The sequence below is a fragment of the Alteromonas alvinellae genome, from assembly GCF_902705805.1.
Genome location: NZ_CACSIH010000125.1, coordinates 36676 through 56860, shown reverse-complemented (window position 1 = coordinate 56860; position 20185 = coordinate 36676). Strand labels below are relative to the sequence as shown.

The 20185-nt window shown below is 44.9% G+C and carries 18 protein-coding genes; 11 read left to right on the top strand and 7 right to left on the bottom strand.

Features of this window, described 5'->3' with window-relative positions; translation table 11 throughout:
* The first annotated feature begins 58 nt into the window (after window positions 1-58).
* The 4 genes from glgB to msrB all read left to right on the top strand — a co-directional run bounded on the left by glgB (window position 59) and on the right by msrB (window position 6787).
* Window positions 59-2242 (top strand): 1,4-alpha-glucan branching protein GlgB, encoded by a 2184-nt coding sequence (gene glgB, locus ACX5KA_RS09505; protein WP_458730972.1) that lies wholly within the window; start codon window positions 59-61, stop codon window positions 2240-2242.
* A gap of 47 nt (window positions 2243-2289) precedes the next feature.
* A complete protein-coding gene (gene glgX / locus ACX5KA_RS09500; protein WP_458730971.1) occupies window positions 2290-4377 on the top strand; it encodes a glycogen debranching protein GlgX in 2088 nt (695 codons plus the stop codon).
* Window positions 4378-4705: 328 nt separating this feature from the next.
* Complete coding sequence (gene gndA, locus ACX5KA_RS09495; protein WP_052235384.1) at window positions 4706-6259, top strand: NADP-dependent phosphogluconate dehydrogenase; 1554 nt, start codon at window positions 4706-4708, stop codon at window positions 6257-6259.
* A 99-nt stretch (window positions 6260-6358) separates the two neighbouring features.
* The gene (gene msrB, locus ACX5KA_RS09490; RefSeq protein WP_039216559.1) at window positions 6359-6787 is read left to right on the top strand and encodes a peptide-methionine (R)-S-oxide reductase MsrB; all 429 of its coding nucleotides are present in this window, start codon (window positions 6359-6361) and stop codon (window positions 6785-6787) included.
* A 152-nt stretch (window positions 6788-6939) separates the two neighbouring features.
* On the opposite strand, the gene ACX5KA_RS09485 is transcribed toward msrB, so the two are convergent.
* On the bottom strand, window positions 6940-7824 hold the full coding sequence (locus ACX5KA_RS09485) for a DUF2989 domain-containing protein (protein WP_039216558.1): 885 nt from the start codon (window positions 7822-7824) through the stop codon (window positions 6940-6942).
* Window positions 7825-8015: 191 nt separating this feature from the next.
* On the opposite strand from ACX5KA_RS09485, the gene ACX5KA_RS09480 reads away from it, so the two are divergent.
* The 7 genes from ACX5KA_RS09480 to ACX5KA_RS09450 all read left to right on the top strand — a co-directional run bounded on the left by ACX5KA_RS09480 (window position 8016) and on the right by ACX5KA_RS09450 (window position 16577).
* Window positions 8016-9461 (top strand): glyceraldehyde-3-phosphate dehydrogenase, encoded by a 1446-nt coding sequence (locus tag ACX5KA_RS09480; protein ID WP_458730970.1) that lies wholly within the window; start codon window positions 8016-8018, stop codon window positions 9459-9461.
* 168 nt (window positions 9462-9629) lie between these two features.
* Window positions 9630-10769 (top strand): M14 family metallopeptidase, encoded by a 1140-nt coding sequence (locus ACX5KA_RS09475; protein ID WP_458730969.1) that lies wholly within the window; start codon window positions 9630-9632, stop codon window positions 10767-10769.
* Between the two features lie 108 nt (window positions 10770-10877).
* Window positions 10878-12536, top strand: a complete 1659-nt coding sequence (locus tag ACX5KA_RS09470; protein ID WP_014949838.1) for an alanine/glycine:cation symporter family protein — start codon at window positions 10878-10880, stop codon at window positions 12534-12536.
* A 256-nt stretch (window positions 12537-12792) separates the two neighbouring features.
* Window positions 12793-13119 carry a hypothetical protein gene (locus ACX5KA_RS09465; protein WP_458730968.1) on the top strand — a complete coding sequence of 109 codons (327 nt, stop codon included), beginning with the start codon at window positions 12793-12795 and terminating at the stop codon, window positions 13117-13119.
* The gene (locus tag ACX5KA_RS09460) at window positions 13120-13413 is read left to right on the top strand and encodes a YeaC family protein (RefSeq protein ID WP_014949836.1); all 294 of its coding nucleotides are present in this window, start codon (window positions 13120-13122) and stop codon (window positions 13411-13413) included.
* Entirely contained in the window at window positions 13403-16345 is a 2943-nt protein-coding gene (locus ACX5KA_RS09455) for a DUF349 domain-containing protein (protein ID WP_458730967.1), read from the top strand. Before ACX5KA_RS09460 ends, ACX5KA_RS09455 begins: the two co-directional genes overlap by 11 nt.
* Window positions 16346-16358: 13 nt before the next feature.
* On the top strand, window positions 16359-16577 hold the full coding sequence (locus ACX5KA_RS09450; RefSeq protein WP_014949834.1) for a hypothetical protein: 219 nt from the start codon (window positions 16359-16361) through the stop codon (window positions 16575-16577).
* Between the two features lie 84 nt (window positions 16578-16661).
* Here the strand turns inward: ACX5KA_RS09450 and ACX5KA_RS09445 are convergent, their stop codons facing one another.
* From ACX5KA_RS09445 to ACX5KA_RS09420, 6 genes are all read right to left on the bottom strand, one after another.
* Window positions 16662-16856, bottom strand: coding sequence for a hypothetical protein (locus ACX5KA_RS09445; protein WP_014949833.1), 195 nt, complete (start codon window positions 16854-16856; stop codon window positions 16662-16664).
* A 38-nt stretch (window positions 16857-16894) separates the two neighbouring features.
* Complete coding sequence (locus ACX5KA_RS09440; protein WP_014949832.1) at window positions 16895-17071, bottom strand: DUF1328 domain-containing protein; 177 nt, start codon at window positions 17069-17071, stop codon at window positions 16895-16897.
* Between the two features lie 483 nt (window positions 17072-17554).
* Entirely contained in the window at window positions 17555-18199 is a 645-nt protein-coding gene (locus tag ACX5KA_RS09435; RefSeq protein WP_427270422.1) for a phosphoribosyl-AMP cyclohydrolase, read from the bottom strand.
* Between the two features lie 530 nt (window positions 18200-18729).
* A complete protein-coding gene (locus ACX5KA_RS09430; protein WP_458730966.1) occupies window positions 18730-19308 on the bottom strand; it encodes a CC0125/CC1285 family lipoprotein in 579 nt (192 codons plus the stop codon).
* A gap of 24 nt (window positions 19309-19332) precedes the next feature.
* Window positions 19333-19590, bottom strand: coding sequence for a hypothetical protein (locus tag ACX5KA_RS09425; protein ID WP_014949827.1), 258 nt, complete (start codon window positions 19588-19590; stop codon window positions 19333-19335).
* A gap of 52 nt (window positions 19591-19642) precedes the next feature.
* Complete coding sequence (locus ACX5KA_RS09420; protein ID WP_458730965.1) at window positions 19643-20182, bottom strand: hypothetical protein; 540 nt, start codon at window positions 20180-20182, stop codon at window positions 19643-19645.
* Between the last annotated feature and the right edge of the window lie 3 nt (window positions 20183-20185).

The window sequence follows — 20185 nt, the reverse complement described above, 5'->3', positions numbered from 1 at the left end:
ACGCATTTAAGCTCACAATTCAACCCGCTGCCATGCGGGTTTTTACTAGGAGTAGCGAATGCAATTAGCGCAGCAGTTTGAACAGGTATTATGTTCACAGCCGTTTTCCCATTTAGGTGTAATTACCAATAAACAAGAATCGATACTTCGCGTTTGGCACCCCAATGCCAGTCAAATAACGATTAAATGGGAGAATACAGCGCTAGCAAATGTAACCGCGACCTCCAACAATGGTCTTTTTGAAACAAAATTACCTAAAGAATATCAGGGTGAAATTTATCGTGTTATCGCCGAAGGCTTAAATGACGATAAGGGCTATATCGACCCTTATCAATTCTCCGAGCAGGCGTACCATGCGGTACACTACATCGATAGCAAGCCTTCAAATTTGTACGAGCAAGCGGGCGCGCAACTTTTAACACTTACTTCATCACAAGGCGATTCGGTAAAAGGTGTCAGGTTCTGCGTTTTCGCGCCCAATGCGAGTACGGTGTCGCTCATTGGCGATTTCAATCAGTGGGATGGGCGCACGCATCCTATGGAAAAGACCTCTATGGGATACTGGGTACTGTTTGTGCCAGAACTCGCAGAGGGAGAGCGCTACAAGTATCACATTAAAGATGCACACGGCCACGATCTACCGCACAAGGCTGATCCACTTGGCTTCAGTGCAGAGCAGTATCCTTCTCATGCTTCGAAAATTTACAACCACAATAACTATGAGTGGAATGATAGTGCATGGATGGAAAAGCGAAAGGGGAACAAGTACAACAGCCCAATGAGCATTTATGAAGTGCACCTTGGCTCTTGGAAGCGCCCGGGTATTGATACTGATGCGCGCTACCTTACTTACAAAGCGCTTGCCGATGACTTAATAAGCTACGTCAGCGATATGGGTTACACTCACGTTGAACTGCTGCCTATTTCCGAGTTTCCTTTCGACGGTTCGTGGGGCTATCAGCCCGTGGGAATGTTCGCACCAACGAGTAGATTTGGAAACCCAGATGAATTTAAATACTTTGTTGATAAGGCCCACCAAGCAGGTATAGGCGTAATTATCGACTGGGTACCTGCGCATTTCCCAGAAGACGGCCATGGCTTGGCGCGATTTGATGGTTCTTGTGTTTATGAATATGAAGATCCGAGAAAAGGTTGGCATCCGGATTGGAATTCTTGTATTTACGATTTCGGCAAAGACACAGTTCGTCAATTTTTAGTTGCAAACGCATTGTTTTGGCTAGACAAATTTCACGTTGACGGACTCAGGGTTGATGCAGTGGCATCCATGCTTTATCTCGACTATTCACGCAATGACGGAGAGTGGATCCCGAATGTGGATGGTGGCAACGAAAATTACGAAGCCATCAGCTTACTGAAATGGATGAATGAAGAAGTGTACAAGCACTTCCCTGACGCCATGACTATTGCCGAAGAATCAACGTCGTTTCCCAAGGTTTCTCGTCCAGTATTTGATGGTGGTTTGGGCTTTGGCTTTAAGTGGAACATGGGGTGGATGCACGACTCATTGCACTACATCGCTAAAGACCCCGCCTATCGCAACTATCACCATGGCGATATTACCTTTAGCATGGTTTACGCGTTTGACGAAAACTTTGTGCTGCCGATTTCGCACGATGAAGTGGTACACGGCAAAGGCAGCATGCTGCATAAAATGCCTGGCGATGAATGGCAGCAAGCCGCTAACCTGCGTTGTTACGCGGGCTTTATGTACGGCCACCCCGGCAAGAAGCTTAGCTTTATGGGGAACGAGCTTGCGCAGGCACGAGAATGGAACCATGACAGTAGTTTAGACTGGCACTTGCTCGATTACGAAAAGCACAAAGGCATTCAAGCGCTTTATAAGGCGCTCAACCACCTCTATACGTCTACGCCAGCGCTTTACGAGCAAGACCACGAACCAGGGGGCTTTGCTTGGTTGGACCACAATAATGCAGACCAAAGCGTAGTTTCATTTGTTCGTATGTCAAAAGATGCGAGGCAAAAAGTATATGTGGTATCTAATTTTACGCCTGTGCCTCGTCAGAACTTCAGAATAGGCGTAGATGATGCATGCACGCTGACGCTAGCATTAAATACAGATGATGGTGCATATTGGGGTAGTGACTACGACGTTGCTTCTACTGTAAATACGCAAACCATACCTTGGAATGAGCGTACACACTCTGCAGAAATCACGTTACCGCCGCTAGCCACAGTATTTTATGTTGCCAATGTGGATTAATCCGACTAGGGCGACACGCCCTAGTGAAGAGATAAATTGAGAACGAAGTGAACGAAATTCGAGACACCGCACTAATTGTAGAAAGTGGAATGGGGAAGGCATATCCACTTGGCGCAACAGTTACACAAGATGGGTGTAATTTTGCCGTATACGCGCCCGATGCGAAGGCGGTCGTGCTGTGTTTTTTCAATAGTGACACAGAAGAGGCGGTGAGTGAGCATCCTTTGCCTGAGAAAACCGGTGATGTCTGGCATGGCTACTTTAGCGGCGTTAGCGCAGGACAATACTATGGTTATCGCGTAGAACGCGGTGAGGGAGGGTTACATGCAGTACCCACCGACAAACTGCTGATCGACCCTTATGCCAAGAAAATTAGTCGCGCAATAAAATGGGACGCTAGGCAATACAAACATGACTCTCAGTTTATGATCCCCAAGTGCATAGTAATTGATCAAAATGACTATGCGCCCAGTCATGTTAGCGCGCCTGTTATCCCGAAACACAAGCGAGTAGTTTACGAAGCACATATTAAAGGGCTCACAAAACTCCATCCCGATGTACCTAAAGAACATCGTGGCAAATTCATCGGTGCTGCCCATCCGAGTGTCATCAAGCATCTCAAAGCATTAGGCATAACCACGGTGCAATTTATGCCGTTGTGCTCATTCATGCCTGAACCATTTATAACAGAGAAAGGCTTAACTAATTATTGGGGATACAACCCGGTTAACTTCTTTGCGCCTGAACCACGCTACGGTGTGTCAGACGCGCTTGCTGAACTGAAGTCTATGGTTGATGCTTATCATACAGCCGGACTTGAGGTGATTGTTGATGTGGTATTTAACCATACAGCAGAGGCAGGCAATGGCGGTCCTATTCTTTCTTATAAGGGGTTTTGCCCTTACCAAGCGTACTTATTAGAGCAAACGAAAAACGGAGAATTGGTTTATTCCAACCACTCAGGCTGCGGTAACACGGTAAATACCGCGCAGCCATTTATGATGGGACTTATTTTAGATGCCATGCGCCACTGGGTATCCGTAATTGGCGTTGACGGCTTTCGTTTCGATTTAGCAGTATGCTTGGGAAGAGAGCCACAAGAATATAGTAAAAAATCTGGGCTATTGAGAGCCATTAATAGCGATCCTGTCTTAAAAGAGAAAGTATTGCTTGCCGAACCCTGGGATATTGGGCCTGGAGGCTACCAAGTGGGTAATTTCCCGTCTCCGTGGTTAGAGGTGAATGATAAATACCGCGATACGGTGCGCGCCTTCTGGCGTGGAGACGATGGCGTTACCGCGGACTTTGCTACCCGCTTAATGGGCTCACGGGATATATTTCACAAAGGCCATCGACATATCAGTACGTCGGTAAATAACGTGACATATCACGATGGGTTCACGCTGCACGATATAGTGACCTACGCCGAACGTCACAATCTCGATAACTTAGAAGAAAACCGAGATGGCCATGGACACAACCTGTCTGCCAATTATGGTATTGAGGGGGAAACGAATGACGAGCAGATACTCGCAATGCGTGAGCGTCAAAAGCGCAATCTCTTTGCAACGCTGATCTTCTCGCAAGGTACACCGCATATTCTTGGTGGCGATGAATTAAGCCGCACCCAAAATGGCAATAATAATGCCTATTGTCAGGATAATCCTATTAGCTGGATGAATTGGGAATTAAACAAGCGCAAGCAAGATTTTCTTAGCTTCTGCCAATATGTGATCCGTTTGCGTCAGTCCTCTTCACTGTTAAGCGAACTAAAGCTGAACGATGATACTTTTACGCTCTCACGAAATGTAAAAGAAATAAATTGGTATAAGCCCGATGGTTCTGACAAAGCGTCTGAAGATTGGAATGCGCATCATAACAAGGCGTTTGGTGTGGAAATAAAAGGTTGTGTAACGGGCGAACAGAAGCCAGAGCATTGGTTCTTGTGTGTTAATGCAAGTGAAAGCGACGTGCGTTTTCACCTACCTTCTGTCATACCCAGGGGAGGGTGGACCATGCACCTGGATACGCGCTACAGCTCTCTTGAAGAACAGCCTTCAATTTGCATTCAGAAGGTGTTTTTACAGGCCAGCAAATCGCTAACCTTGTTCAGTTTCTCTCAGTTCTCTGGATAGAATAATGGCTTACAATACGACCTTATACTTGGTTAAGAGTGCCGTTAACGAATTTCAGAGTGCCGCTAAACGGCACTTTACCCAGTGCACTTTAGCTGAATAGGAAACAGAGTCTTTACCTTTGTGTGAATTTCATACAGCATGGGTAAAAGCGCATAACGCAGGTGCTGAATGCGTGCCAAAGTCTCGGCTAAACTTGCTTACAAAACCCGTTAATGTTTACCGCTGGTGACAATTACACCACTGCGCACTAAATTGTTAGCTTAGACTGTTCTTTATTCTTTCAGGTGGTATCATGCGCAGCCATCTGAAATGTGAGGGTGTTCCTATGCAAAAGAAAGGTGGTAATTCGCACGAAGACAAGTCGTGTGACATTGGTTTTATCGGTTTAGGGGTGATGGGTAGTAACCTTACCATGAACCTAGTGGACCACGGCTATCGTGTAGCGTGTTTCGATTTAGACCAAAATAAAGTTGAGTCTATTCTTGCCAAAGACGCAAGCGAAAGAGCTGAAAATACTGAGCCTCGCGTTGAAGGCTGCAGTTCTTACACCGAGCTTTTAAGCAAGTTAAAAGCCCCGCATCTTATTATTATCTCTGTGCCTGCTGGCGATCCTGTTGACCACGTTTGCAATCATCTTATTGACGCCGGAATTCACGCTGACGATATCGTGGTTGATACTGGCAACAGTTTGTGGACAGACTCTGTAGCACGTGAAGAGCAGTACAAAGGTAAATTTATCTTCTTCTCTACCGCCGTGTCAGGTGGTGAAGTAGGCGCTCGTTTCGGGCCATCTCTTATGCCTTCAGGCAACCCTTATGCATGGACACGCATTGAGCCTGTTCTTAAAGCTATTGCTGCAAAGGTTGACCCAGAAACAGGTAAACCATTAGAAAGCCATACGCCAGGTCAACCAGTGTTAGAAGGCGAACCATGTGCGACCTACATCGGTCCGGTTGGAGCCGGGCACTATGTAAAAATGGTGCACAACGGTATCGAATACGCCGACATGCAGCTTATCTGCGAAACTTACCATGTTATGCGCGAAGCGCTACATATGGCGCCAGCTGAAATAGCAGAGGTGTTTCGTCGCTGGAACGAAGGCAAGCTGAATAGCTACCTGATGGAAATTAGTGCTGAAGTTCTTGAGCAAATGGATCCAGAAACACAGCAGCCGTTGGTTGATGTGATCTTAGATAGAGCAGGTCAAAAAGGTACAGGCCTTTGGACTGCAGTAAGCGCATTACAAGTAGGTAGTCCGGCACAGACCATCACTTCTGCGGTATTCGCGCGCAGTATCTCTAGTTTGAAAGACGAGCGTGTAGCTGCGAGTAAGGTCCTTTCAGGCCCTGATGCGCCATCGTTCAGCGATGATGAGAAAATGTCGATCATCAACAAGCTAGAGCAAGCGCTTTATTGCTCTAAGATCTGTGCGTACGCACAGGGCTTCCAGTTAATGGCTATGGCAGGCAAAGAACACGGCTGGACACTGGAGTTTGGTGAAATAGCGAAAATATGGCGTGCAGGCTGTATTATTCGCGCCGTATTTCTTCAGTCTATTTCTCAGGCTTACGAGAATAACGAAGACTTAGCCAACTTGCTATTGGACCCGTTCTTTGCGGAACAAATTACGCAGTATCAAGCTGACTGGCGTGAGTCTATCGCCCAAGCGACACTGGCTGGCGTGCCTTGCCCTGCAATGATGTCGGCGCTAAGCTATTACGATTCATATCGCACAGCTGTGTTACCTGCTAATTTGCTGCAAGGACAACGCGATTATTTTGGCGCACATACCTATCAGCGTGTAGATAAGCCAGCTGGTAAAAAGTATCACATCGAGTGGAGTGATCCTGCACGTCCGCAAACCGCTATCAAAAAATAGTATGAACTAAATAGTGTTACACGCGCTCATAATTGAGCGTAAACTATCGAAAGGTGTATTTGTTTTCAAATACACCTTTTTTGTTTTAAGAGGTAAGTTATGTCGACAGATGAAAAAGCAAACGCATCAATAGCTAAAAAAGACTGGAAAACTGAGCTCACTGACGAGGAATATTATGTATGCCGCGAAGCGGGTACTGAGCGACCTTTCACTGGAGTATTGTTAGACGAGCAGCGAGATGGATTGTACGTGTGTAAGTGCTGCGAAGCGCCACTTTTCCCCTCAGATACTAAATTTGATGCTGGTTGTGGATGGCCTTCATTCTATAAGCAGCTTGATGACGGTAATGTAGATTACAGAGAAGACTTGAGTCACGGTATGCGTAGGGTTGAGATATTTTGTAAGCAGTGTGGCTCGCACTTAGGCCATGTATTTCCAGATGGTCCTGCGCCAACGGGTCAACGCTACTGCGTAAATTCGCTATCTATGACCTTTAAAGGCGAAGATGATACACAAATTAAAGGTTAAAAAGCCCTAGGTGAGCGCTTGATTAAGGTAAACATCTGATTAAATTTTGACCTCATGTGGAAAGTCGAGAGATCCAATCATAAAAAACCGCCCATAAACGGCGGTTTTTTTAATTATTTACCAATGAAATTGTGTAATTGAGTTTCAAAAAATTAGAGCTTATCCAGTTTCAATGAATCTGCGTTGAAGGTCGCGCTATTCAAATTACTGACTATTTCATCAACAATGTTATCTAGAATACCTACTGGAAGGGCATAGCGTTGTCCAAGTTGAACACGCTGAGTGTCGTTAAGTCTCTCATCGAAGGCTTCAGCCACACCATACCAGACGTAAGAAAAACGATAGTTGTCCATATCCATTCCCATTGAAGCAAGCGAGTAGAAAATACTGACATCAATGTCGTCGCTATCTTTATATAAACTTAGCGCGCGATATAAGGTTTCAATAGTACGCTTTTGGTCTGTTTTAATCTGAACAGAGGCCAGTGCGACCAGTAGCTTTGGATCGCTTACGCGGTTGCTGGCAGCGTAGCGCTCAAAGCGATGAAAAGCCTCTTTGTCGTTATATCGTGTCCAATGATAGTAAGAAAGGTAAGGATCAAGGGAGTCTTTCGTCTCGCGGCTTAGGCGTTTAATTTCACGCTGAGCAGTAATAACGCCTTTTAGCCGTGTCGCTTCCTTGCCTTTGCGTTTAACGTGTTCGATATGCTGCACTTCTTCAACGCAGGTGAGATACTCTTCGAAGCTCAGAAGAAGTGGGAATTTGTAAGCGTCGTCTTTTGAATCTTGATTGTAGTAACGCAGGCGAATAATCTCAGCTCGCTCGCCGCGACAACGGGCATCCAAACTCAAATCTAAGCAAATCTCGCTGTGAGATTCACAAATTTCACTGATAGTAGGTTCAAAAAGATCGCCACAACCCGTCAGTGTTGTCGCTGCTGCGAGCCACACCGTCGTTACATAACCTTTTGTTGGAAACTTACTAAATAAATTCGTTGTTATACGAGTTTTCATAGAGGTTTTGAAACTTATCAACAATTTGGTCTTCCTTGCTTGTTTATTTAAGATACTGCTCGTCACCGTCAGGCGAAAACTCACCTAGTGTACCCTAAAAATAATAAAAAGCTGACGCGTAATTAGGATCAGTTGTACGTGTTTGTGCCACAAAAAATTGGCCGCGCATACAACAATGACAACACCGTTAAATTAATATCGATGAAGGCAGAAGCATGAATCAACAGTTTGAGCAGGAATTACAAAGCAGCTGGCAAGAGCGTCAGGAATACGCAGAAATGATGTTGCCCCTTATTGGTAAATTGTATCGCAATAAGGCAGTTGAAATTTCGGTTTATGGACGCTCGCTACTGAACGCCAGTGCTATTGATGTTATTAAAGCGCACCGCAAAGTGCGTCTGCACGAAGGTATTAAGCTACGCCTACGCGAAAGCTATCCAATCTTAGAAGCCTTGAGCAACATGAAGCTTGCTCCTGCACAAATTGATATTGGTAAATTGGCTTTTGATTTTCACTACGGTTCTGCGGTCGACAACAACGACCTTACGGCCTACCTTAACGAAAAACTAAACGACGTTGTCGATAAAGAGGACGATCAGAAACCTCAGGACGTTGTACTATATGGTTTTGGCCGTATAGGTCGTTTACTTGCTCGCTTGCTTATTGAACGCCAAGGTAAAAACAATAAGCTTCGCTTACGTGCCATTGTGGTTCGTGGCGGGCGCGATGGCGACCTAGAAAAACGCGCAAGCTTACTGCGCCGCGATTCAGTGCATGGACCATTCAACGGCAGCATCACAGTTGACCACGAGCGTAACGCGCTAAAAGCAAACGGTTCATACATTCAAGTCATTTATGCCAACAGCCCAGATGAAGTGGATTACACGCAATATGGTATCGATAACGCTATCATCGTAGACAACACGGGTATTTGGCGTGACCGCGATGGCCTTGGCCTACACCTTAAAGCTAAGGGTGCAGCGAAAGCTATCCTTACTGCCCCGGGTAAAGGTGACATCAAGAACATCGTACACGGTGTAAATGACGAAGAAGTAACACCAGAAGACACAATTGTATCTGCTGCAAGCTGTACAACTAACGCAATAACGCCGGTACTTAAAGCGCTAGACGAAGAATATGGCATTGAAAACGGTCACGTTGAAACCGTTCACTCTTACACTAACGACCAAAACCTTATCGATAACTACCACAAAGGTGATCGTCGTGGACGTAGTGCGCCACTTAATATGGTTATTACCGAAACGGGCGCTGCGAAAGCCGTTGCCAAAGCGTACCCGAAACTGGCAGGAAAACTTACCGGTAATGCTATCCGCGTACCTACACCTAATGTATCGCTAGCGATTTTGAACCTAAATCTTAAAACGCCGGTGGATCGCATTGCAGTTAACGAGTTCTTGCGCGATACCGCGTTGTTCTCAAAGCTTCAACACCAAATTGACTACACGGCAAGTAAAGAGATTGTATCAACAGACTTAGTCGGCTCTCGCGCTGCGTCTGTGGTTGACTCTCAGGCGACCATCGCCGCAGATAACCGCCTGACACTATACGTGTGGTATGACAACGAGTTTGGTTACAGCTGTCAGGTACTGCGTGTAGTTCGTGATATGGCAGGGCTTAGTTTCCCTACGTTGCCGCTTTAAGCAACACGCAGTTTAATTAACTGTATAAAAAACCGACCTAAGTGGTCGGTTTTTTGATGGTGTAAACATTTTGTATACTTTCGATAGTACAAAACCCGCTGTGTGCGTGGAATTTGTGTTTACGTCTATGCTAAATTAGCGCTCAAATAATGAGGAAAACGACAGTCTATGCATATTTCCAGTCAATTCGACAGCGGTAACATTGAAGTTGTTAGCGCACAATCACCAGACGATATCCGTCTAACCATTCCCAACGACAACCAATCTGAATTTGCTCAGTGGTTCCATTTTCGTTTAGTGGGCGAAACTTTTGTAACTCACACAATGACGATTGGTAATCTGGCTAAGTCAGCGTATCCAGAAGGTTGGAAGGGATATAACGTTCTAGCGTCTTACGACCGTCAAACTTGGTTTAGAATTCCTAGCGAATTTGACGGTGACAATCTTACGTTCTCACTAACGCTAGAACAGCCAAGTGTGTACTTCGCGTATTTCATTCCTTTTAGCTACGAACGTCACCTTGATCTTGTGCACGACGCGCAGATGTCACTACTGTGCGAGCACAAATTCCTAGGCCTTACCCTTGATGGCCGTGATATGTCTATGCTGGTTATCGGTGAAGAAACACCAGAAAAGAAAAAAGTCTGGATCACGGCACGTCAACACCCTGGCGAAACCATGGCCGAGTGGTGTGCCGAAGGTATTATTTACCGTCTGCTCGACGAGCAAGATGGTTTGGCGCGACAGTTGCTTGATAATGCTGTTTTCTACATTGTGCCAAACATGAACCCAGACGGCAGCGCACGCGGTCATCTGCGAACCAACGCTGTAGGAACCAATCTAAACCGTGAGTGGTCAACGCCTTCGCAAGAAAAAAGCCCAGAAGTACTTTACGTACTGAATGCAATGAGCGAAATTGGTGTAGACATGTATCTTGATTTGCACGGTGATGAGGCATTGCCGTACAACTTTGTCGCAGGAAGTGAAGGTAACCCTAGCTACAATGACACCATCAAAATGCTTGAAAATACGTTTAAAGATGCGCTGTTGAACGCTACGCCAGAGTTTCAAGATGAATTTGGTTACGATAAAGATGAGCCAGGCAAGGCTAATTTAACCGTAGCGTCAAATGCGGTGGGCGAGAAATTCAAATGTATGGCATATACGGTGGAAATGCCATTTAAAGACAATGCAGATGTACCGGACGATATCTACGGTTGGTCGGTACAACGCAGCCGTCAATTAGGTGAAGATTTACTTATTGGTGTGAATGCAGTTGTTAAAAAGCTAAAAGCATCAGAGCAATAAAATAAAAATAAGGAAGCGAAAGTTTCCGCAAAAAGGCCTCGACAAAAAGAGGCCTTTTAATTATTAAAATAAAACAACAATTAAACATAATAAAAAAGGGGAATAACGTTGGAAGGGTTATATGGTTTTCTAACTATGCTCGATGGATTCTTAGGAGGCGCGTTCTGGTTTCCTTATGTACTGTTAGGCGTAGGTCTTTTCTTTACGGTTTATCTTAAATTTCCGCAAATTCGTTTCTTTAAACATGCTTGGCAGGTTGTTACCGGTAAGTTTGATAAAGAAAGCGATCCAGGCGACACCACCCATTTTCGCGCGCTAACTACCGCACTGTCTGGTACCGTAGGTACAGGTAACATCTCAGGTGTTGCATTCGCTATTTTCCTTGGTGGCCCCGCTGCACTATTTTGGATGTGGGTAACCGCCTTTTTAGGTATGACTACAAAATTCGTTGAAGTTACTCTGTCGCACAAATATCGCGTAAAGACAGAAGACGGCACCATGGCCGGTGGCCCTATGTATTACATGGACCGTCGCCTAAACATGAAGTGGTTAGCGGTTGCATTTGCTGTTGCAACGGTAGTCAGCTCATTTGGTACCGGAAACCTTCCTCAAAGTAATGGTATCGCGCAAAGTATCGAAGCAACATTTGGCTTCGAGCCTTGGATGGTAGGTAGTGTACTGGGTATTCTTCTAGCCTTGGTCATTCTTGGTGGTATCCAACGCATTGCCGCGTTTACAGCGCGTGTTGTTCCGGTTATGGCTGTTATCTACCTTATCGGTGCGCTAGCGGTTATTTTCGCTAATCTAGACAACATTGGGCCTTCGTTTGCCGCAGTTATCGGTGATGCGTTTACTGGTTCAGCTGCCGCAGGTGGTTTCTTGGGAGCTTCGTTAGCTTATGCGTTTAACCGTGGGGTTAACCGAGGCTTGTTTTCAAACGAAGCGGGTCAAGGCTCTGCACCTATCGCTCACGCAGCGGCAAAAACGAAAGAGCCTGCTTCAGAAGGTATGGTGTCACTGCTTGAACCCTTTATCGACACTATTCTAATTTGTACCGTAACGGGTTTGGTTATTTTGTCGTCTGGCGTGTGGAAAGAAAAACACGAAAACGTCTTCGATCGTTCAGACATGTACTTTGTTGCAGGTCAATACGACGACTCGAATCAGGATGACGTAAACAAACTATATGGTTACTTGAATGAAATTGAAGGTAACAATGTACAGCCTTATACTGGCTCAATTACCGTTGTTAACGGCACGGCGGTAAGCGATGGTTTTACACTGCTTAACGCTAGGTCTGTAGCAGAAGACGTGAAGTATGCAGTAGGTAGTGAAGACTTGTTTACTGGCACGCTTAAGATTGTTGACGGAAAGCCGGTTAAAGAGAACCTTGAAGTAAGCGGTAAGTCACTGGTTCACTCGGCAGCGCTCACCACCATTGCCTTTACACGCGGTTTCTTTGGCGATTTCGGTCAATATATCGTGTCAATTGGGCTTATGCTGTTTGCGTTCTCAACCGCCATCGCTTGGTCATATTATGGTGATCGCGCTATGACATATTTGTTCGGTCCTCGCTCCGTAATGCCGTATCGCGTCATCTACGTCGCCGGTTTCGTTTGGGCTGCATTTTCTGACACCACATTAGTTTGGGCACTTTCAGCTGTGGCTATCGTGGTAATGACTTTGCCAAACCTATTCGGCATCATGTTGCTTTGCAAAGAGATGAAAGAAACGGTTAACGACTACTGGTCTCGACATAAAAAATAAGGCGATTATTGCCTTTTCTTGAGTTTTATTGAGAGAAAAGGCAATTTGGTCACCAGATATAAAAATGCGTAGCGGTGAACTTTGTATAAAAGTTAACACCCTGCGCATTTTCGTTTTATGGCGATAGGGTTAATCCACAGAATCGACTTCATTGTTGTGATGAACTTAAGTATGATACCCGTCCGCGTATAAATGCTCACTCGTTCAATGGCGTGTTGTGCATTTCCATTTCGCACCCAATAAATAGGAGCAACATATGGCATTAGTTGACTGTCCTTCATGTAATAAGAAAACGTCTGACAAAGCGAAAACGTGTCCTCACTGCGAATTTAAAATCGGTGATGCGACCTCAGAAGATATAGAACGCAAGCAAAGCTTACAAAGATTTAAAAAGTTAGCCAGTATCCAGAACCAGTCCCTTCTTGCTATGCTGATCTTCGTTGCGAGTTTTGGCTTCATGTATTGGGGCGGAACACGCCCGGGCGATTTGCAACACAATTTAGCTATTTTGGGCGCAGTGGTTGGCTTTGTTTGGTACTTAGTAAACCGCGCGCGTATTGTTTACATTAAGCGTTTTTCCTAAATGAATATAGAAGCACTTTTAGCCAGCATGACGCCGGAGATTTATGAGCGTCTGCGTCAGGCTGTTGAAACAGGTAAGTGGCCAGATGGCACGCCTTTAAACGAAGAGCAAAAAGCAAGCAGTATGCAGGCTGTTATGCTGTATCAAGCAAAAATAGAAAAGTCCTCTGAGCATATGACAGTGGGTGAAAGCGGCGAAATCGTACATAAAAGTAAAGCCGACTTTAAACGCTCGTTACGCGATGAGCAGGATGATAATAATACAATAGCGCGGTTTAAACAGGATGATATTTAGTCGTATATTTGCGCCTTCACACCAAAGCCCAAAGCCTGAAAAACGGATGCAGGCAATCGAGAGTCTCTCTCCCGAAAAGGCACAGGAAAAAACAATTCTTCACGAACTGGCATTTAATGACGAAGATGCAAATGTCAGTTTAGCAGCACTCGAAAAGCTTAATAGCTTTGTGCTGTGGCTTAAAATGTCACAAATTGCCAAGCAGTCTCGCGTTAAAAAAGCGGCGGAGAAAAAGGTAAACGCCGCTTTGTTAGGCGAGGGGGATGTCACACTCTCCCGCCAAGAGATATTCTCTTTTTTAACTGAAACAGCCAACGCCGATTTGGTAGTGCAGTTAGTACCGCAAATGTTGAAGAAAGAGCCTATGCTCTTACAAGATGATGCGCTAGCTAACGCGCTAATCGAAAAAGTAGCGAAGCCATCTTTCACCCAGTTTGTCTTTTTAGAAGGCGCAAGTCCCCAACTGCAGACTCAACTAGTCAACGCACATTCAGACGTATCAGATCTGCAAAAGCTTGCTAAGAAAGTGTCAGATGATGCGCTTGTTACGCAAATTAATGCGCGGATAGATGCTATCAAAGAGGCTGCAAAGCGCCCAGTGGAGCTTAAAAAGCAGCTCACTTTGGGACTTTCAAAATATCAGGCTTTGCTCGACAAATCAGATGTAGAAACCATTGATGAAAAGCGCAATGAGCTTGAGAGCGAATTGACAGGGCTGTTTGCTCAAATTGACTTACTCACTTCAGAAGAACGCGTTGATTATGAAGAAAAGCGTGCGCGTATTGGTGAGCAGCTCGAGCGATATTTAAGCCGTATCCGCCCAGCATGGGAAGAGAAGCAAAAAGCGTCGCAACGTGCCAATACCAAAGCATTGTGCGAACAGCAGCTTACTCATGCCAAGGAGCAGGTAGCTTGGTTGTACAGTAACCGGCTTTGTGAAGCGACGCTTGCTGATGTTGCTACGGTTAATGAAAGCGTGCGCGGTGTTGAAGCAACGCTTGAACAGCTAGCGCGTCTCGATGATGAATCTGCAACTGATAAGCGAATTACACAGATTAAGCGCTCTGTCGACGAACTAAACGACCAGCTTGATCGCTTCTCTATGCAGCAGCAATACGGCCAAAAGCTACTGATAAAACTTCAGTCGCTCGAAGACATTGCCGCTAAGATCGTTTCGGCAAGCGATAGCGAGTCGGACAAAGAACCCCGTGATGTGAGCGTTGAAGAAGCTAGCGCATCGACTGAGGATTTGAGTCAGGTAAATGGTGGCGACGCATTACAAAGCAGTAGTGTAGTGGCTCTTAAAGCGGAGTTTGACGAAGCACGTCAAGCGTATAAAGCGCTTAGTCGCGAAATCGATGCCATTCCTAAGGCGTTGTCTAAACGTTTCAACGCAGCGACAAGCAGTGTAAATGCCAAAGAGCGTGCTCAAAAATCCAAAGAAAATGAGCAAGTAAAACACATTAGAAAGCACATTAGCGTTATCGATAACTTAATTGCTCAGGGTAAATTCCGCGTTGCTATTTCAAAATTTGCAAAGCTTCAGGAAAGTTATGCTGCGCTTCCTGGTTCAGCGAAAAAGTATGTAGAGAAGCGTTTTGAAAAGACCGCTGGTGATGTGTCGCGCTTAGAAGGATGGCAGGATTACCTTGCTGCGCCGCGCAAACCCGCTCTTGTAGAAGAAGCAAAAGCGTTAGCCAGCGCTGATGCAGAAAATATTAAGCAAAGAAGTGAGGCCATTAAGTATCTGCGTAAGCAATGGTTATCACTAACACCGTCATCGTCAACGAGTGAAGAAAGTAATGATGACGCGTTGTTACAGCAGCAATTTGATGATGCACTTGAAAAGGCCTTCGAGCCTTGTAGAGCGCATTACGCGAAGTTAGATGCACAGCGGGCTGCTGCGCGTGAACAGCGCATGTCGATTATCGCTACGGTTAAGGCAATGGACATTAACATGCCGGAAGCCGAGTTAGTGAAGGTTTTTGATAAAGCGTCTAAGCAGTGGCACGCTGCAGGTCAGGTTGAACGTGAAATTTATGAACAGCTGAAGCAAGAATGGAAGGCGGTATCATCGCCCATTCAGGCTAAAGTGAATCAATGGCAAAGTGACAACCAAGCCCAAAAGCGTGCGTTAGTCACCCAAGCTTGTCAACTTGCTACGGAAGAAGATGTCGCTGGCGCTGCCGACAAAGCTCAACTATTGCAAAGCCAGTGGAAGCAAGTAGGCCATGCAGGTAAACGTGAAGAGAGTAAGTTGTGGGCAGAATTTAAAGCTGCCAATGACACCGTATTTGAACGTTTAAAAGCCGAGCGGAAAGTACAGAATAATGCATTTAACGCGTTAGTAGATTCGCTACTCAAGCAAGTGGAAGCTGTTGACATCAACAGCGATGATGCAACGTACAGTCAATCAATAAGCGACGTTCGCGCTCAGTTAACCGACTTGCCTAAAGCGCAACGTACGAAAGTAGATAAAAAGATTGATTCACTTGAAAGTAAGCGCGCGGCGCAAGCGAAAAATGCACAATCTCAAGCCCGATTGGCGCGAGCTCAGGCTTTGATTTCTTTACTACAGCTAAGTGTAGGTGAGGGAAGTGGTGACGAGCAGGCTCTAGCGGAAACGTTAGGGAAGCGTTGGGCAAGCGTATTAAGTCAGTCTACTGGAAATAAAACAACTCAGCACGATAGACAATGGTTAACGGTAGCATTAGAAGTCGCAACAGGTATGCCAAGCCCAGATGCAGACGCATCTATACGCTCTAGCGTACAGCTACAAATGATGACATCTAAGTTGGAACAAGGCGAAGCGGCAACAGCTCCCGACATTCTTGCTGACTGGCTATCATACGACTCGATACGCGAAGAAGATAACCATTTGCTGCAACGAGTTGTTTCAGTTATTGATGCTCACCCTGAAATTGTTGCTTAAACGGAAAGTGTAAATGGAAAACAGTGTTGAGTTTCAATTTGAAACAGAAATGTCTGCTTATCGCTTTTTGAATACCGTAAAGCATATTGACGCAGAAGGGTTGAGAGTAAAGTTCGGGCGTACCGACCATCACGTGAGTGTAAAATACCGTTACGGCGTAGGTGAATTTGATTCGACGCTATCTACACTAGACGATCTTGCTCGTGAGTTAGGCGGTGAAGAAGTGTCTTAACTAACCAGTTAGGTCAAACCACGTCGACAGTAAATACAAAAAGGGCCAGACAATTGTCTGGCCCTTTTTCGATAAAAAACGTGATTAACAGTCTTTATCTTCAGCGTCTACGCCTTCTTTCACATCTTCACAAGCGTCTTCAACGGCATTACCTGCATCGGTAACAATTTCGTCTAGCTCTTCGCCTGCGTCTTCCGCTTCACCGTCACCGCAAGCTGCTAGTGATAGTGCAAATGCTGATGCTACTAGTACCTTTGATAAGTTTTTAAATGAAAACATATCCTTACTCCTTTTTCCTATTAAAATACTTCTAACTGTTAGGCTCTTGGTGCTCTACCACGTAACGCATTTGCGATAAGTGAGATTACGAGCAACGCGATAAACACAAAGAAAAGAAACTGTGCGATACCTGTTGCTGCACCTGCGATGCCTCCAAAACCAAAAACTGCTGCAATAATGGCGATGATAAAAAATGTGATTGCCCAACCCAACATAACTAAATCCTCGTATTGCTTCCGTTACTTTCACTTTAACTAATGCTATCTTCGTGCCTGTTTTTTAAGTTATTGAAATATAGCGATATAATTTAATTTTTCTCTAGTTGTCAGTCCGTATCTGCAGGCAATTAACGTCACGATTACACGTACGAATGCATTTTTTACATGATTGAGTAAGGCCCTTGTCACCCAACTTTACTCTCAGTGTGTTAAGGACCTTTGGCTGGGATTATTCTTTGATTCATACCAGCTTCGGAGGAACGTGACAGCAAGGTTGTGGTTTGTTATGGCGTCGGAATTGGCGCCTGGCGACGCAATATGATTAAGTAAATATCCCATCTCAACGCGCCACAATGCGTTTTGTGCACATAGTTTTTCTCGTTAAAAAAAGAGGCAAAGCGAAAGGGAAGGAACGCCTTGCCTGAAATGGAGAGTGTTTCGCCCCTCACACTTGCTACGAATGGAGGGGCAATGGCCTATTTAGTTACCGTTTGGGTTGTAAGGTAACGAAGATTGGTGAGCAACAATACGCAGGTCGCCGTCACTATCTTTGACATAGGCAAAAGTGTATTCCACCTTCGTTTCGCCACCTTTTGTATCGGTAAAGAAGTAGTTGCCCATCGCCACGGCCATGCGACAGCTGTTGTTGATAATACCCACATTATCGAATTTCACATTTGTGTAAGGCTTTATTGCAAAGCCTTTGTCCTCTTCGTAAGCGTCGTTACCACCAACAAAGTATGAAAGCGCAGCATCGAAGCTTGAACGGAACTGGTCGTTAGCTGCAAGCGTTGGTTTAAACAGTACGCTGCTTAGATCATAACCATACATAGCTTGGATGAAATCTGCGGCTTTGCCAGAGTAATCACCATCATTGCTAAATACTGCACCAATTCGCACTATGCCGTCGCCCCACATCTTTTGTGCCGTTACCACTTCTCGCTCAGTAATACATTCGTCGGAATAAAGTAATGCGTTGTCGAGTGCCTTTGCTTTTAACGCCGGTACATTCGAACTAGTTGAATGCTCCATCTGCGGTTTTGCGACGGCACTGCAACCAGTCACCAACATTACTGTTGCTGCTACAAGGGTAGTTTTTGTCATTAACGTGCTTAGCTTTCTCATCGCCTGACTCCTTAGTCATTTGCAAAATAAATATGTGCTACTACCTGATTCAATGGCTTAGAGCAGAACCGCTATAACGTTGTCGATAGAGGTTTATAAATCTGCTCTGCAGTTCATGGGTTTAATGATAGCTAGCTATGATGACGGAGACTTTTGTACAACATTAATAGAAGATTAACGGGCCATTAAAAATGCAAGAAGCAATTCAGGAGAATGGACAACAGCTATAAATTAGAGACTTTAAATAGGAGAAAAGGGCTGTGATAGCAGCAGTGTCATCGACTTTTTCTAGACGAAACGAATATGACACTGGCCAAGTTTGTAGAAAAGTGAAGAATACAGTTAGTCAGTGGTTTGTTAGCCACAACAGAAAAGTAATAAAGACTATTGCGTGGGTTGTTGGCTTTGAACCATATTACGGTTTTGTTTATATGTTTGAGCGATGCTTTTCAGTAACTGCAACTAGGGCCTGAAAAGCATTTCTATTAAAACTGATGTTTCAAAGCATTAGTGAGTGGCAAAACGCTCAGCTAGTTGCCATTTTTTGGCTCTAGAGGCTCTGATAGTACCTCTAAGACAGTAAAAGCATTTTTACCTAGACGCGTTTTATCATTCGCCATCATTACGTCAATAGTAAAGTAGATGTCGTTAATTTGAGTTTTCACAACGTCGTTTGAGCTTGGGACGGCCATAGGCTGTGCCACTTCATCGCAGCCTGACATGGTGCACTGCCTGTCTGTTTGAAATGCCACGGGCTCTTCCTTGTTCGCCATCACTTCTCGCGCAATAACGGGCTTTTTATCCACGTTGGTTTTAACGATGGCCAAATAAGTAAAACCTTGTTTTTGTGCAATTTCCGCTGCTCTGTAAAGAGCATATTGCTGTACTTTATCAGCAGGAGTCTTGTCTGTTGCCTTAAAAAGAACCTTGTATTCGTTCTCAGAGATTTTTTCGCTTGAATGGCCATAGGCAGCTTTGGTACTCGCTGACTTATAAGGAGTAGGGGCTGCTACAGGGGTCGATGAACAACCTACTATTGCAAGGCTAAACGCCGCACCAACACAGGCAAGCATCATACGGCTTTTGTTCATATTTTTTTTGTTGTTCATCTTACATATTCCTTGGTACTGTGATCATTGAAATAGCGACAATAACGCAGTCCTACTTATTGCCATTAGGGCTTGATTGCGTTTTGCTTTGGGTTTTGCATCTACCGCACCCTTGTATGCGCCAAGGGTTGCGATGCCAAGCAATGTTTCAGGCTTTCCCATCATCAGTTTACATTGCCTCTTTGCTTGTGTAAGTGCAACATCTGCATGATGTTTTTGCGAAAAATAAGCATGCTCTTTCTGTGCTATATCTTTCATATTCGATTTTAAAAAAATGTTCATCTCTTTTCCTCATTATTGGCCGTGATTTATTACGCAATGGTAAGTGTGTTCACTATCCGAAAACCCGTCGCCACGTTTGAATGAGTCTGCTAAAGCTCAAGTAATTAAATGAATTTTGTGCAAGTTTAAATAAACAAAAGGCCGCAACACTGTTAAACACCAACAACAGGAGTGGAACTACCACATAGCTAACGCCCACACTATGAAGTATAGCGCCAATAGCGATGTTTAAAATGAGCCAACATACAGTGCCCACCGCAAATGCCGCTAAGCATGCAAAGACTGTAACAAAGAAACTCTTTTTAATGAGCATCAATTCACTGTTAGTGAGCTCTAAAAACGCTAAACCCTGCCCTTTTCGCTGGGTAAATGCTTCAGAGAATGCCGAGAAGATATCCGAAAACGATGGGTCGGGGTAATTCTGTTGCGTCGACTTGTGTTGCGTAGAGTGTTCAGAGGCTGCTGATGCAGCGTTAGCATTGTCACCGTTGCTTTTAACATTAAGATTCGCCTGCGCCGCGGGCGGCGTCAGGCGAAAAGGATTTTCTGTGCACAAATTGTACTTTGCTCTTCGAAAATCAGGTACAGTCATCGA